We start from the raw sequence: 14,231 nt of genomic DNA, 5'->3' as shown, positions 1-14,231 counted from the left end.
GGGTGATCGCACGCTAGGTCGGCCCCGAAGGGGCGCGACACCCCTATCCCCCCAGGTGTTGACCCTGCCCGGCGCCCGCCCGGACCCCGCGCCGGACGCCGCGCGCCCGCCCCGCCCGTGGCGACGTGCCTGCTGGGCGGGGGTGCGGGCGGGTCACCGAGCGGTCAGGGGGGTGGTCGGTGTTCTCCGCGCCCGCCCCGGCCACCTTCAATGACACGCACTGCCCAGTGCGGCTCCGCTTCAGGCGGGCCCCGACGGCCGAAGAGACGGGTGGAGCATGTCAGTTGCCGATGTCAGTGTCCGAGTGGCCGAACTAGGAGCGATCAAGGAGTCCGTAGAGCTGGGGCCGTCCGCGAGCGCCTCCGAGGCGCAGCACGCCCGCGGCAAGCTGACCGTGCGCGAGCGGCTGGACCTGCTGTTCGATCCGGGTACGTTCCGCGAGATCGAGCAGCTGCGCCGGCACCGGGCCACGGGCTTCGGCCTGGAGGACCGCAGGCCGCACACCGACGGCGTGGTGACCGGCTGGGGCAAGGTCGACGGCCGGCGGGTGTTCGTGTACGCGCACGACTTCCGGATCTTCGGCGGCTCGCTCGGCGAGGCGCACGCGCAGAAGATCCACAAGGTGATGGACCTCGCGGTGGCGGCGGGCGCCCCGCTGGTGTCGCTCAGCGACGGCGCGGGGGCCCGTATCCAGGAGGGTGTCACCGCGCTCGCCGGGTACGGGGGCATCTTCCGCCGCAACGTGGCCGCGTCCGGGGTGATCCCGCAGATCAGTGTGATGCTCGGGCCGTGCGCCGGTGGGGCGACGTACTCCCCCGCCCTGACGGACTACGTGTTCATGGTGCGCGACATCGCGCAGATGTACATCACCGGCCCGGACGTGGTGCAGGCGGTGACCGGGGAGAAGATCAGCCACAACGACCTCGGCGGAGCCCAGGTCCACTCCTCGGTCTCCGGCGCGAGCGCGTTCCTGTACGACACGGAGGAGGAGTGCCTGGAAGAGGTACGGCACCTGCTGTCGCTGCTGCCGTCCAACAACCGTGAGCTGCCCCCCTTCGTGCCCGCCACCGACCCGGCCGACCGCCCGGGCGAGGCGCTGTCGGAGCTGGTGCCGGCCGACCCGAACCGCTCGTACGACATGCGCGCCGTGATCGAGGAGATCGTCGACGACGGCGATCTGTTCGAGGTCCACGCCAACTGGGCGACCAACATCATCTGTGGTCTGGCCCGGCTGGACGGGCACGTGGTGGGGATCGTCGCCAACCAGCCCGCCTCGCTCGCCGGGGTGCTGGACATCCATGCCGCGGAGAAGGCGGCCCGGTTCGTGCAGACCTGCGACGCGTTCAGCGTCCCGCTGGTGACCCTGGTGGACGTGCCGGGCTTCCTGCCGGGCAGCGACCAGGAGCACAGCGGAGTCATCCGGCACGGCGCGAAGCTGCTGTACGCGTACTGCGCGGCCACGGTGCCCCGGGTGCAGGTGATCCTGCGCAAGGCGTACGGCGGCGCGTACATCGTCATGGACTCCCGCTCGATCGGCGCGGACCTGTCGTTCGCGTGGCCCACGAACGAGATCGCGGTGATGGGCGCGGAGGGCGCCGCCAATGTCGTCTTCCGCCGGGAGATCGCCGCCGCGGACGACCCCGAGGCGGCGCGCGCACAGCGCGTCAAGCAGTACCGCCAGGAACTCATGCACCCCTACTACGCCGCCGAGCGGGGCCTCGTCGACGACGTCATCGACCCGGCCACGACCCGGCAGGTGCTGGTGGACGCGCTGGACGCGCTGCGTGCCAAGCACGTGCCGCTGCCCGAGCGCAAGCACGGCAACCCGCCGTTCTGACCGACACACCCCCCATGACTGAGGAGCACGCCCGATGAGCGAGCGGGCCGAACCACACATGACGATCGTGCGCGGCGCCCCGGACAGTACGGAACTCGCCGCCGTCCTCCTCGTCCTGCTCTCCGCCGCCCGGCGGCGGGGCGGGGCCGGGGAGGAGGCCGCGGCCCGGCCCCGGGCAGCCGACTGGGGCCCCGCGCGCGGCTGGCGCCCGCCGGGCACCTGGACCGCCCCGTGAGCGGGCCCGGTCCCCACCGAAAGGACACCCACCGAGGATGAACCACATCACGACAACCGCGACGCCCCCGACAACCGCGACGCCCCCGACGACCGCCACGCCCGCGACCCCGGCCGCGCCCAGCGCCTGGCTGCGCCGCTTCCACCCGGCCGGGGAGGCTCCCGTACGGCTGTTCTGCTTCCCGCACGCGGGCGGCTCGGCCAGCTACTACTTCCCCGTGTCCCGGGCCCTGTCCCCGCGGGCCGACGTGGTGGCCGTGCAGTACCCGGGACGCCAGGACCGCCGCCACGAACGGTGCGTGGACGACGTACGCGAGCTCGCGGACCAGGTGTTCGCGCAGCTGCTGCCGTGGTGCGACCGGCCGGTCGCGCTGTTCGGGCACAGCCTGGGCGCGACGCTGGGCTTCGAGGTCGCGCTGCGGCTGGAGGCGGCCGGCGTCCGGCCCGCTGCCCTGTTCGCCTCGGGGCGGCGGGCCCCCTCGCACCACCGCGAGAACGAGCGGGTCCACCTCGCCCCCGACGACCAGCTGCTGGCCACGATCAAGCGGATGAGCGGGACGGACCCGGCGGTCCTGGCCGACGACGAGCTGCTGCGATCGGTGCTCCCGGCGATCCGCGGCGACTACAAGGCCGCGGAGACCTACCGCTACCACCCGGGCCCCGCCCTGACCTGCCCGGTCGTGGTCCTCAACGGGGAGAGCGACCCCGAGGTCACCTCCGAGGAGGCCCAGGGGTGGTCGGACCACACCGACGGCCCGACGTCCTTCCACTGGTTCACCGGCGGCCACTTCTACCTCAACCAGCACGCCCCCCAGGTGATCGACCTGGTCCGGCAGCAGCTGGCGTAGCGCAGTGACCGAGCAGGTCCGGCAGGACGGTGTCTTGGCAGTTTGGGGCCTCCGCTGTGGGCAAAGGCAACCATCCTGCTGCACCGGCTCGGCTGATCCCCGCACGTGCCCGCGCATCGAGCAGTAGCACGTGGCGAGTCCGCGGATGCCGCGGCGGCGCCCTGGAACAGTGGTCACGGGTGAGGGGACAGCCCAGTTCCCGGGCACTGGACAGTCTTCGAGAATGAGGTGGGCAGGACGTGCGCCCCGTGAAGGGCCGCACTTGGTCCCGTCGCGGCCAGACCAGGCACGGGAGGTGACCGGGAGGGGCTCGGTCCGGGTGCTGATGGCCGACATGGTCTACGTCGGACCCGGCCGCCGGACGCGGTTGATCTACCGGACCCAGCCCTACCGTGGCCGAACGGGCGAGAAGAAGGCTTCAGAGCCCGAGAGTTCGCCGACCTGCTCGCCGCTGCCCACCAACGACTCGGCGCCCCGCGGATCGTGGTGTGGGGAAAACGCCTCCACGGACACGCCCACATCGGCGTCACCGCCACCGTGTACGCCCACGTCCGGCTCCGCCTCCAGCGCGACGCCATCGACCTCCTCGGCAACGCCCTTCTCGCCCCCGCCGAGCCAGCCACCCGGAACGACGACGGCGGCGAACCGCCACTTTGCGCACGACCCGTCAGCTGACGTTGCCGTCAACTACTGCCGTCAAGACTCACGCTGTGGCACGGGTCATTGTGTAACACGGGGTCAGGCCTGCGAGACGAATCCCGTCCAGGCGCGGGGGGTGAAGGCGAGGTGGGGGAGGCGGGTGTCCTTGGAGTCGCGGACGTGGACGGTGGCGGGGGTGGTGGCCACCTCGACGCAGTCATTGATGTCGCCGCTGTCGCTGTAGCTGCTCTTGAACCACTCCAGCTCGGACTCGTGTGTCATGTCTCTCCCAGCACTTGCTCGATGAATGCGACGGACTCCCGTGGCGTGAGAGCCTGGGACCGGATCATGGCATGGCATTGCTCAAGGATCCTGACCTGCCTCGGGTCGGAGACGGGGCGGCCGTTGAACGCCCCATCGGAGCGCCCTACCGCCGATCCGTCCGCGAACTTCAGCACTTGGATCAACCCACCCATTCCGGCGTGCTCTTCGAGGTCGGTGGGCATGACCTGGATCGTTACGTGCCGCAGCTCGGCAACCTCCAGCAGGCGTTCGAGTTGCCCACGCATCACCATTGTCCCCCCGATGCGGCGCCGCAGGGTCACCTCTTCCTGGACGAAGCACAGAGCGGGCGCGGGACTGCGGTCGAAGATCGATCGGCGTGCCATCCGGGCGGCCAAGCCGCGTTCCACCTCCTCGGTGGTCTGCGGAGGCTGCCACATCTCGAACAGGGCCCGCGCGTAGCCTTCCGTCTGCAACAGGCCGTGGACGTTGTGGTTGCCGTACGCCGACAGTTCGACCGCCCGGCCTTCCATCTGCACCAGGTCCCGGACCTTCTTCGGGTATCGGACCTGCTCCATGTCCGCCTTCATCGCGACGATCTTCCCGCCCGCCCGCAGTACCTCGTCCGCCTTGGCCAGGTACTCGGGGCGGGGGATCCGCTTGCCCGCCTCGACCTTGCGGACCAGGTCCTCCCCGTACCCAACCGCCGTTCCGAAGTCGGCGGCCCGCATGCCCGCCTGCTCCCGCCATGCCCTGAGCTGGCGGCCCAGCGCGGCCAGTACCGCCACTCCCTGTTCGTCCTCAGGGTCGACGTCCCAGCCGGCGTCTTCCGTACCGTCACTGTCCACGCTCATGCGCACCCACCTCCGACGAGCCGATGTCCTCAGCGCTCAGTGCCCATACGTCATCCGGGACAGCCGGGACAGGGCAGGACAACGACCGGACAGAGGCCAGACCTACGGGCGCTGCCGCTTCTCACGGTACGCAGACCCCACCACGCTGAGTCACGTGAACGCTCAAATCTGTGACTCGGCACGCCGATGCGGCGAGCGACGGCGAAGGGTCCGGCCGCCTGGTGGCGGCCGGACCCTTCGCCGTACGGCCCCGGAGCTCGACCGCGTCAGAGATCGACGCGGGTCCCGTCCGGTGGGATCTCCGCGCCCGCCGCGCGCACCTCGCGGTGGGCCTCGGAGCGCGGATCCGCCATCGGGTTGGTGTTGTTGAGATGGGTGTACGCCCATCGGGTGCCCGGCCGCCCGGCGCGCAGCCGCCGGATGTGGGCCAGGCTGCCGCCCTCCCCGGTCACGGGCAGGTGTCCCATCGCGGCCTGTGCTCCGGTCGCCCCGGCCGAGCCGGTGGCCCCGCCGAACTCCCGCGTCGAGTGGAACGTACCGTCGAGCAGGACGTAACTGGCGCCGGCGGTGAACTCGTCGAAGCCGTCGGGCCACGTGGCCAGGCACGGCGCGTACACGAGGGCCCCGCCCGTGGCCGGGTCCTCGAAGCGGTACGCGACCACCCACGGCCCGTCCCCGGGCCCGTCCGCGGACAGCGAGCGCGCGTACTTGGGACGTTTGGCGCCGACCGCGAAGGCACTGACCCGCAGCCCGCCGACGTCCTGCTCCTTGTCGACGGACGTCTCGGACCACTCCCAGCCGCTGTAGCCGCCGAGGATCCCCCGCACCGGGAAGGCCTCGTCCAGCGCCCCGAGGACCGCCCGCGGCGCCCACACCCGCAGCCCGGCCCCCTCGCGGAGCATCATCAGGCCCAGCGTGTGGTCGATCTCGGCGTCCGTGAGCAGCACCCCCCGTACCGGCGTGTCGCGCGGCCCGGGGCCCGCGGCGAGCTCGGAGGTGGCGAGGATCTGCGCGCGGATGTCGGGCGAGGCGTTGACCAGGTACCACGACACGCCGTCGGCGCTGACCGCGAGCCCGTCCTGGCCCCGCGCGGGCGCACCCGACGTACAGACCGGGCAGGCGCAGTTCCACTGCGGGCAGCCGCCCCCGGCGGCGGTTCCGAGCAGGACGGCCCTCATCGGCGTCCCGCCACCGGTCCGCGCATCACGAGCTCAGGAGGGTTCGGCGAGATGCCCGCCAGCAGCAGGTCGACGGTGCCTCTCCGGTCCGAGCGCGAGCAGACCGGGTCGGTGGCCGCGGCGTCCCCGGCGAGCAGGAAGGCCTGGCAGCGGCAGCCCCCGTGGTCGACGGAGCGCCGGTCGCAGCCACGGCAGAGGTCGGGCATCCACTCCTCGCCGCGGTAGGCGTTGAAGGAGCCGGAGTCGTACCAGATCTCGGACAGCGGCTTCTCGGTGACGTTGTCGAGTTCCAGGGTGGTGATCGCGCCGGCCGCGGGGCAGGGCAGCACGCTGCCGTCGGGGGCGACCGTGAGCTGGATCGCGCCCCACCCGTGCATGCAGGGCTTGGGGTAGGGCTCGTAGTAGTCGGCGAGCACGTACACGATCTCCATCGTGCCCTTCAGCCGCTCCATGGCCGCGCGCACGACCGGCTCGGCCGCAGCCAGCTGCTCGCGGGTGGGCATCAGGGCCTCCCGGTTGCGCAGCGCCCAGCCGTAGTACTGGGTGTTGGCGAGCTCCAGCCGGTCCGCGCCCATGCTTGTCGCCAGGTCGATGAAGCCCGCCACCTGGTCGTGGTTGGCGCGGTGCAGTACGGCGTTGACGGTGAGCGGAAGTCCGTGCTTGCGGACCAGCGCGGCGGCGGCGATCTTGTGGTGGTGGGCCTTGGCCCCCGCGAGCCGGTCGCCGCGCGCGGCGTCGGCGCCCTGCACCGACAGCTGTACGTTGTCCAGCCCGCGCTCGACCAGGTCCGCGAGCCGCGCCTCGGTGAGGCCGAGGCCGCTGGTGACGAGGTTGACGTAGCAGCCGAGGCCGCTGACGTGCGAGACGATCTCGGGCAGGTCGGGGCGGGCCAGCGGCTCGCCGCCGGACAGGTGCACCTGCAGGACGCCGATCTCGCGCGCCTGGGTGAACACCTCCAGCCACTGGCCGGTGGTCAGCTCGCGTTCGCGTTCGATGAGTTCCAGCGGGTTGGAGCAGTACGCGCAGTGCAGCGGGCAGCGGTGGGTGAGCTCCGCGAGCAGCCCGAGCGGCGGGGCCGCGCCCGTGCTGCCCGCGGCGGGAGCGGTGGTCAGGTCCATCGCACGACGCCCTTCTCGGCGAGCCGCTCCAGGACGGTGCCGACCTCCGTCTCGCGGACGCCGGCGTACCGGGCGCCCAGCGCCGCGGTGATCTGCGGCACGGTCGTCGCGCCGTCGCAGAGTTCGAGTACCGAGACGGCCGTCCCGTTGGGCACGAGCACCCCTTCCGGGTGGAGCACGACATGGGTCTGCCGCGTGTTGTCGTAGATGAGCCGCACTCCGCGGCCGAGCACAGGCCGGTCCACGGCCACTCCTTCTGCAGGTCCGGTGGCTACTGGTCGGTGGCTGCGGCGCGTTCGACGGCGTCCAGCATCTGCCACAGCACGTCGCACTTGAACGCGAGCGCGGCGACGGCCGCGTCCTGCTGCTCGCGTGTCGTGCAGTGCCGGACGACGATGTCCAAGGTGCCCTTGCCCTCGCCGGACACGGCCTCGATGCGGTCCGTGAAGTAGGCCAGGTCGTCCGGGCGGATCCAGTCGTAGTGCGCGAGCATGTCCGCGACCCTGCGGGTCATCAGGTGCCCGGCGAACATCTCGGTGAGCCCGGAGGCGATGGCCTCGGCCCACGGCCGGGTCCGGGCGAAGTTCACGTACGCGTCGACCGCGAAGCGCACCCCGGGGACCACGTGGCGCTCGTCCAGGACCTCCTCGCGGGTCAGGCCCACGGCCTCGCACAGTCGCAGCCAGCGCGCGATGCCGCCCTCGTCGTCCGGAGTCCCGTCGTGGTAGGCCAGCCGGTCCACCCAGACTCGCCGGATCTCGGGGAGCGGGCAGTTGCTGATGATCGCCGCGTCCTTCTGCGGCAGCATCCGCTGGTAGTACCAGCGGTTGGCGGCCCACAGCCGCATGGCCCGCCGGTCGAGCTCGCCGCCGTGCAACCGCCGGTGGAAGGGGTGGCCGCCCCAGTAGGAGGAGGACAGCGCGCGCAGCGCGCCGATGAACTCGGTCTCGTCCAGAATTGCCGTCATGGTGTTCTCCCGCCACGGCGGGAGCCGGTCGCCCGGACTCCCGCCCGCCGACAGTCGGTTCACTTCTCCAGACGCGCGGCGTACGCGGTGACCTCGAAGGCCGTCTCGTACGCGACGAAGTCCGGGGTGGTCCACGCCTCGGGGGTCTGCTTGACCTCGGCCATGGGGGTGCTCCTTCGCTCGGTGCCCATCGGTTTCCGCCAGGAACCTATGGCCTGGCCCGAGCGCCGCAGATCCCCTAGCCGCCCCTAACCCCGGACACTCCCCCCTGCGGCCCCGCCCTCCCGGCGGCCGGAGGCGCGGTCGTGCGCGCCGGGGTGAAACCCGAACGGATGTGGGGCGTTAGAAGGGCGGACCGCCATGCCCCGCCGGGTGTGGCCTGCGGCGATACGAGTACGAGGAGCAAGATGAGAGTCTCGATGCCGGCCCGGCGCGGCCGCGTGAAGCTGGCGGCCAGATGTCGGCTGGCCACGGAGGCCCCCGCCTTCGGGCTGGCCGTCTTCTGCGTGATCCTGCTCAACGCGGCGTTGATGGGGGTGGAGACCTACAGCGGGCTGGCCGCGGAATACCGGCAGGTGCTCGGAGCCGCGGAGGACGGCTGCCTCGTCCTGTTCACGCTGGAGATGCTGCTGCGCGTGGGCGCGCACGCGGACAAGCCGAAAGCATTCTTCCGCGACCCGTGGAACCTCTTCGACCTCGCAATCGTGGCCTCCGCCTTCGTCCCCGTGATCCGCGAGAACACCACCCTCCTGCGGATGCTGCGGCTGGCCCGCGTCCTGCGCACCGCGCGGTTCCTGCCGCACCTGCGCATCCTGCTGATCGCCGTCGGCCGCAGCCTGCCGGGAACCGCCAGCTTCCTGTTCGTCGGCGCGCTCGTGCTGTACGTGTACGCCATGGTCGGCTGGGTCTGCTTCGCCGACTCCGACCCCCAGCACTACGGCTCGGTGGGGCGCGCCGCCCTCACGCTGTTCCTGCTGACCACGCTCGACGGCCTCACCGACGCCGTCCGCGCGGGGCTGCAGATCTCCCGCCTCAGCATCATCTACTACGCCTCCTACGCCCTGCTGGCCTCCTTCGTGCTGGTGAACGTGCTCATCGGCGTCGTCCTCAACTCGCTCGACGAGGCACGTGAGATGGAGGCGGAAGCCGGCCGGGTCCCGGCGCCGGCCCCGGACCCCGACGCGGGCGGGCCGGACGTCAAGGAGCGGATCGCCACCGCCCGCCGCGCGCTGGACGAGATCGAGGCGAGCCTCGCCTCCGCGCACACCGGGCCGGCCCGGCGGCTGGAGGCCTCCCGCACCGGTTCCTGAGAGGCTCGCGGACGCGGCTCAGCCCCGGGGCACGACCGTCCCCAGGACCTGGGGCAGCGGGTACCAGTCGGCGGAGACGACGGACGCGTGGTGTCCGGCGAGGAGCGCGAGCCGGTCGCGTGCCTGCGCCTCGGTCGGGCGGGTGGAGTCGATGGCCGGGGCGACGTTGTGGGCGTCGGTGGCGATCAGCAGGTAGTGGTTGCGGTCGTACCAGCCTGTGTCGATGGAGCCCGACGCGTACGCGCTCGCGTCCCCGTCGAACACCACGAACCAGGGGCGCAGCGAGGCGTCGGCGTAGCGGACCCGGGGGTCGCCCGCCTCGGCCCGGTGCACCGCCGGGAACGCGGCGGCCTGGCCGAGCCGGCCCTGGGCCGCGAGGGAGCGCAGGTGGGTGGCGTACTCGCGGTCGGTCCACAGGGTGTCGGAGCTGTTGCCCTCCTCCAAGGTGCCGGGGATCAGCTCCACGATGAACTTCCCGGCGAGCGCGGCGCGGCTGGGCCAGGCCCCGGCGCGCGCGGCGGTGTCGAGGTCGGGGTGACCGGCGGCCAGCTGGCCGGGACGGTAGACGGCGTCGCCGAGCTTGCCGGTCAGCAGCGCGTCGAGCTCGGCCGGACCGCGCCCGAGGTTGGCGGCGAAGCCGTCCTTGAGTTCCAGCTTGAGGACGACCGGCCGGTGGCCGGGGTGGGCGTCGTGCCAGCTGCGGATGTCGGAGAGGCAGCCCGCCAGGTTCTGGTTGCGGGACTTGGTGCGCAGCTGGGCGGGCGAGGTGGCGTTCTCGCAGTTGCTGTCGTTGCCGAAAGGATTGTCGTGGGAGACCCGCCACGAACTGCCGAAGAAATTGGTCCACACGTCGAGTTCGAGCATGGCGGCGCCCGAGTCCAGCGCGTCGGCGAAGTACGGGTACTTGGCCTTCTCGTAGGCGTTGTGCACGCCGACTCCGGTCGATCCCGCGTACGGGAGGTCGTCGAAGGCGCCGGTACCGGCCGCGCCGGCCGGGGCCGCGCCCAGTACGAGGGCCACGGCCGCCACTGCGGCGGTCACCGCGCCCGCCATCCGGTTGCGCAATCTCATGCTTTCGGCTCCTGTCGGTCCGGTGCGGCTCAAGTCGCGTGGAGGCTAGGCGAGTTGTATGACACGCGGAAGACCGGGGAGTGACGTGCGGGCGGCCGGGAACCGCTGTGAGCACCGACACGTCCGGATTTCGGAACCCATCCCGCCCGTCTCCCCATCGAACGGAGCGTCGGACGCGTATGCGGGGCGGGGAGTGCCACATGTTCAGCAAGGTTCACGGGCGGGCCGTACGGGCCACCGTGCTCGTCGGCGCCCTCGGCGCGCTGGCCTTCGTGGGCGCCGGGTACCTGTGGGAGCTGCGCGGCGTCGCCGCCCACCGTGCGGACGGGGATACCGCGCAGGGCGTCTACCAGCAGGATCCCGAGCGGGCCGACCGGACGGCGGCCGCCGTGCTGGACGGGATGGTCCACGAGGTCGCGGACCCGCCGACGGACGGCAAGGCCTTCGCCGACAGCGGCCCCAGGGCGCACTGGAGGTCCGCCGGGTGGAAGCCCTCGGACCCCTTGGAGGCCCGGCCGGCGCCCGCCGAGCCCGCCGTCGGAGCGCTGTTCTCCCCCGGCGACGACGGCGACCCCGACCACCACTGCTCGGCCGTGGTGGTCCACTCCCCCGGCGGCGACCTCATCGCCACCGCCGCCCACTGCGTGTACACGGGCGGCTTCCGCACCAACCTCGCCTTCGTCCCCGGCTACTCGGACGGCGCGGCTCCGTACGGGGTCTGGGTTCCCACCCGGATCGACGTGGACCCCCGCTGGGCCGAGGACCAGGACCCCGACCACGACGTCGCCTTCGTCCGGCTGCGCCGACCCGGCTACCCCGGCCAGCGACTGGAGGACTTCACCAGGGCCGAGGAACTGGGCCTGCGGCCCGAACTGCCCGCGCCCGCACGGGTCGTGGGCTACCCGAACACCTCCGAGCAGCCGGTGGACTGCCGCAACACCGCCCGGGCCGCAGGGCCGACGCAGCTGCGCCTCGACTGCGCGGACGTGCCCAACGGCACGAGCGGCGGCCCGGTGCTGACCGACGGGCACACGCTGATCGGGGTGATCGGCGGCCTGGACGGCGGGGGCGACGACGAGACCTCGTACAGCAGCTACTTCGGCGACGGGGTCCGGGCCCTGTACGAACGCGCCACGAAGTCCTCGTAACGCCGGGAGCCGGGCCCTAGCGGGCGTACGAGCCGATGCCGACCAGGCAGTACACGTACTCGCTGATGACCCTGCCGTTGACGGTGTAGCGGTGGGAGAAGGCGTACTGGGTCCTGGGGTTGCCGTTGCAGCGGTCCAGTTCCGACGTGAAGGGGATGGACTCGATCACCCGGTAGTGCGCGTCGGACGCCGAGCAGGAGACCTCGTCGATGTCGTCGACCCGCTGGGCCGTCGTCGAGTCCGGCAGGCTCCCGTTGAGGCAGGTGCCGCGGTCGTACGGGGTGGGCTCCGGGCTGGGTAATTCCAGGCTGGGTACCGGGACTGCCGCTCGGCTGGACGGGGCGACGGGCTCGGCGCTCCAGGGACTCGGCGACGCGGTGGGCGCCCGGCTCGCAGGCTCGGTGGGCGCCCCCGAGGCGGAGACCCTGCTCGCGCCGTCGTCCCCGCCGCTCAGCACGGCGGCGATGCCGATGGCCAGCACCACCAGGACCGCGAGCGCCACCAGGCAGCCGCGGCCGCCCGCCGCGGGGGCCGCTCCGGGCCGGGGCGCACCCGCGGCCCCGGTGCCCGCTCCGGCTCCGGCTCCGGCTCCGGCCACCCGGATGCGCAGCAGCACCTCGGCGTCGCCGACGCGGGCCCGGACGAGGTCCCCGTCCCGGGTGTGCGGGATGCGGACACGCGTCGGGCCCGCCGGCAACTGGACGGTGAGGATCACACCGTGGGCAGCCTGCTGCGGGGTGAGCTGGATGGGGATCTCCTGCGACGACACCGGCTGCTCCAGGGGATGAGGGGGGCGGGTGCACACGGGTCCGGCTGACTGCCCAGTGTGGCGCGCCGGCCGATTTCATGGAGGGTCTTTCTAGAAAGATCTTCTAGTTCCAGGTCTTGCTAGGCTCTCTGCGCGCCACAGGTCACAGAAACACCGCGACGGACACCGACGGGATCCCACATGTCTCCTAAGCAACAACGCGGCGAGGCCACCGTCGACTTGATCCTGACCGCCGCACTGCGGGTGTTCGCCGAGTCCGGCCAGCAGGGGTTCACGGTGAACGCGGTCGTCGCGGCCGGCGGTGTGAGCCTCGGCAGCCTCTACCACCACTTCGGCAGCTTCGACGGCCTGGCCGCCGCCCTCTACATCCGCTGCATGGACCAGCTGTGCGACGAGATGGTGGCCGCACTGACCCGGTGCCGGACCGCGCGCACCGGTGTCCAGGCGTGGGTGGCGTCCTACCTGCGCTTCACCGAGGAACACCGGGACGTCGCACTGTTCCTGCACGCCTCGGCCTACTCGGGCTACCTCGTGGCCCACGCCGAGGAGATCGGCGCGGCCAAGACGGAGAAGTTCGCGGCCATCATGCAGTGGATGGGGGCGCGCATGGAGCGCGGCGAGGTCGCCCCCCTCCCGGCAGCCGTGATCGAGGTCATGGTCATGGGGCCGCTCACCGAAGTCGCGCGCCGCTGGTTGTCCAGCACCTACGAGATCGACCTGGCGGAGGCCGCGCGCTACCTCCCGGACCTCATCTGGCGCTCCCTGCGCCCCGATTAGACTGGGTGGTTGTCCGGAGTGTCGTCCATGCCACCGATTGTCCGGCCGCCGGGGCGCCGCGGTCAGGTCCCGTCCGGGGCGCCCTGAGGCGTCCGGGGGCGGACGGGGGCGCTCAGGAGCGGCTCCGCGCCCCCGGCGGGATCAGCGCGCCCGGCGGATGGGCACGCCCGGCCGATCAGCGCGGCAGGGACGCGTACGAGACTCCCGTGAGCTTCTCGGAGGCGGCCCAGAGCCGTTCGCCCGACGTGTCGTCGAAGGTCCGCTTCGCCCTCCAGGACCGTACGGGCGCCCCGCGCCAGCCGAACCGCGGCCCGATGAAGTCGTCGGGCCCGACCCCGGGCGCGGTGGCCGCGTAGAGCGTGGGCAGCGCACCCGAGGACGCGGGCTGCGCGACGAACGCGTTGCCGAACGCCGCCACGCGCGAGTTGAAGGTGGGGCCCTCCAGCTTCGAGGCTCCGGCGTGGAGGTTGGATGAGGCGTAGCCGGGGTGCGCGGCGGCGGCGACGAGGGTGGAGCCGGCGGCGGCGAAGCGCCGGGACAGCTCGTGCGTGAAGAGCAGATTGGCGGTCTTGGAGCGGCCGTAGGCGATCCAGCGCCGGTAGCCGTGCTCGCCGTCCAGGTCGTCGAGGTCGACGTCGGCCAGGGCGTGGAATCCGCTGGAGACGTTGACGATCCGGGCGCCCGGCGCGGCGGCCCGCAGCCTCGGCAACAGCAGCCCGGTGAGCGCGAAGTGCCCGAGGTGGTTGACCCCGAACTGGGTCTCGAACCCGTCGGCGGTCCGCCCGTACGGCAACGCCATCACGCCCGCGTTGTTGACCAGCAGGTCCAGCGACTCCCGCCGCTGCCCGTAGTCCTTGGCGAACTCCCGTACGGAAGCTAGGTCGGCGAGGTCGAGCGGGGCGAACTCCACTTCGGCTCCCGGCACTTCGGAACGTATTCTGACCTCGGCGGCGCGCCCGCGCGCGGCGCTGCGGCAAGCCAGGACGACCGAGGCACCGCTCCGGGCGAGCTCGCGGGCGGTGATGTAGCCGATCCCGCTGTTGGCCCCCGTGACGACCGCGGTCCGGCCGCTCTGGTCGGGGATGTTCGTGGCGTTCCAGCCGGGCATGGCGGGCTCCCTCGCGATCGATGGGCTACCGACAGTAGACCGGCCGGGGCCGGGCGCCGGAGCGGGGGTGGTACGGACAGGCGTACGCGCA

At 72.3% G+C, this 14,231-nt stretch carries 17 protein-coding genes; 7 read left to right on the top strand and 10 right to left on the bottom strand.

The window, feature by feature from the left end:
* The first annotated feature begins 277 nt into the window (after window positions 1-277).
* The 4 genes from OG737_RS24810 to OG737_RS24795 all read left to right on the top strand — a co-directional run bounded on the left by OG737_RS24810 (window position 278) and on the right by OG737_RS24795 (window position 3,594).
* The gene (locus OG737_RS24810) at window positions 278-1,837 is read left to right on the top strand and encodes an acyl-CoA carboxylase subunit beta (protein ID WP_328928355.1); all 1,560 of its coding nucleotides are present in this window, start codon (window positions 278-280) and stop codon (window positions 1,835-1,837) included.
* A 34-nt stretch (window positions 1,838-1,871) separates the two neighbouring features.
* Entirely contained in the window at window positions 1,872-2,072 is a 201-nt protein-coding gene (locus OG737_RS24805) for an acyl-CoA carboxylase epsilon subunit (RefSeq protein WP_328928354.1), read from the top strand.
* Between the two features lie 37 nt (window positions 2,073-2,109).
* On the top strand, window positions 2,110-2,919 hold the full coding sequence (locus OG737_RS24800) for a thioesterase II family protein (protein ID WP_405921985.1): 810 nt from the start codon (window positions 2,110-2,112) through the stop codon (window positions 2,917-2,919).
* Window positions 2,920-3,405: 486 nt separating this feature from the next.
* On the top strand, window positions 3,406-3,594 hold the full coding sequence (locus OG737_RS24795) for a hypothetical protein (protein ID WP_405921984.1): 189 nt from the start codon (window positions 3,406-3,408) through the stop codon (window positions 3,592-3,594).
* A gap of 63 nt (window positions 3,595-3,657) precedes the next feature.
* On the opposite strand, the gene OG737_RS24790 is transcribed toward OG737_RS24795, so the two are convergent.
* From OG737_RS24790 to pqqA, 7 genes are all read right to left on the bottom strand, one after another.
* A complete protein-coding gene (locus OG737_RS24790) occupies window positions 3,658-3,840 on the bottom strand; it encodes a DUF397 domain-containing protein (RefSeq protein WP_328928351.1) in 183 nt (60 codons plus the stop codon).
* Window positions 3,837-4,694 carry a helix-turn-helix transcriptional regulator gene (locus OG737_RS24785; RefSeq protein WP_328928350.1) on the bottom strand — a complete coding sequence of 286 codons (858 nt, stop codon included), beginning with the start codon at window positions 4,692-4,694 and terminating at the stop codon, window positions 3,837-3,839. Before OG737_RS24785 ends, OG737_RS24790 begins: the two co-directional genes overlap by 4 nt.
* A gap of 266 nt (window positions 4,695-4,960) precedes the next feature.
* A complete protein-coding gene (pqqB, locus tag OG737_RS24780) occupies window positions 4,961-5,872 on the bottom strand; it encodes a pyrroloquinoline quinone biosynthesis protein PqqB (protein ID WP_405921983.1) in 912 nt (303 codons plus the stop codon).
* The gene (gene pqqE / locus OG737_RS24775; protein WP_405677903.1) at window positions 5,869-6,990 is read right to left on the bottom strand and encodes a pyrroloquinoline quinone biosynthesis protein PqqE; all 1,122 of its coding nucleotides are present in this window, start codon (window positions 6,988-6,990) and stop codon (window positions 5,869-5,871) included. The genes pqqB and pqqE overlap by 4 nt, the downstream gene beginning before the upstream one ends.
* Complete coding sequence (gene pqqD / locus OG737_RS24770) at window positions 6,981-7,235, bottom strand: pyrroloquinoline quinone biosynthesis peptide chaperone PqqD (protein ID WP_328928347.1); 255 nt, start codon at window positions 7,233-7,235, stop codon at window positions 6,981-6,983. Before pqqD ends, pqqE begins: the two co-directional genes overlap by 10 nt.
* A gap of 26 nt (window positions 7,236-7,261) precedes the next feature.
* Window positions 7,262-7,957: a pyrroloquinoline-quinone synthase PqqC gene (gene pqqC, locus OG737_RS24765; protein ID WP_328928346.1), complete on the bottom strand. Its 696-nt coding sequence runs from the start codon at window positions 7,955-7,957 to the stop codon at window positions 7,262-7,264.
* A 59-nt stretch (window positions 7,958-8,016) separates the two neighbouring features.
* Window positions 8,017-8,121 (bottom strand): pyrroloquinoline quinone precursor peptide PqqA, encoded by a 105-nt coding sequence (gene pqqA, locus OG737_RS24760; protein ID WP_328928345.1) that lies wholly within the window; start codon window positions 8,119-8,121, stop codon window positions 8,017-8,019.
* Between the two features lie 243 nt (window positions 8,122-8,364).
* Here pqqA and OG737_RS24755 point away from each other — a divergent pair, with 243 nt between their 5' ends.
* A complete protein-coding gene (locus tag OG737_RS24755; protein WP_328928344.1) occupies window positions 8,365-9,267 on the top strand; it encodes an ion transporter in 903 nt (300 codons plus the stop codon).
* Window positions 9,268-9,285: 18 nt separating this feature from the next.
* Here the strand turns inward: OG737_RS24755 and OG737_RS24750 are convergent, their stop codons facing one another.
* Entirely contained in the window at window positions 9,286-10,338 is a 1,053-nt protein-coding gene (locus tag OG737_RS24750; RefSeq protein WP_328928343.1) for a phosphatidylinositol-specific phospholipase C domain-containing protein, read from the bottom strand.
* 200 nt (window positions 10,339-10,538) lie between these two features.
* Between OG737_RS24750 and OG737_RS24745 the strand changes: the two genes are divergently transcribed.
* Entirely contained in the window at window positions 10,539-11,486 is a 948-nt protein-coding gene (locus OG737_RS24745; protein WP_405921982.1) for a trypsin-like serine peptidase, read from the top strand.
* 16 nt (window positions 11,487-11,502) lie between these two features.
* On the opposite strand, the gene OG737_RS24740 is transcribed toward OG737_RS24745, so the two are convergent.
* Entirely contained in the window at window positions 11,503-12,255 is a 753-nt protein-coding gene (locus tag OG737_RS24740; protein ID WP_405921981.1) for a hypothetical protein, read from the bottom strand.
* Window positions 12,256-12,435: 180 nt separating this feature from the next.
* Between OG737_RS24740 and OG737_RS24735 the strand changes: the two genes are divergently transcribed.
* Window positions 12,436-13,032 (top strand): TetR/AcrR family transcriptional regulator, encoded by a 597-nt coding sequence (locus tag OG737_RS24735; RefSeq protein ID WP_328928340.1) that lies wholly within the window; start codon window positions 12,436-12,438, stop codon window positions 13,030-13,032.
* A gap of 175 nt (window positions 13,033-13,207) precedes the next feature.
* Here OG737_RS24735 and OG737_RS24730 read toward each other — a convergent pair whose 3' ends face one another.
* A complete protein-coding gene (locus tag OG737_RS24730) occupies window positions 13,208-14,140 on the bottom strand; it encodes an oxidoreductase (protein ID WP_328928339.1) in 933 nt (310 codons plus the stop codon).
* Between the last annotated feature and the right edge of the window lie 91 nt (window positions 14,141-14,231).

Source organism: Streptomyces sp. NBC_00122, assembly GCF_045160845.1.
Lineage (GTDB): Bacteria > Actinomycetota > Actinomycetes > Streptomycetales > Streptomycetaceae > Streptomyces.
Note: the sequence above shows the minus strand (reverse complement) of the source record. Positions and strands in the feature narration are given on the sequence as shown.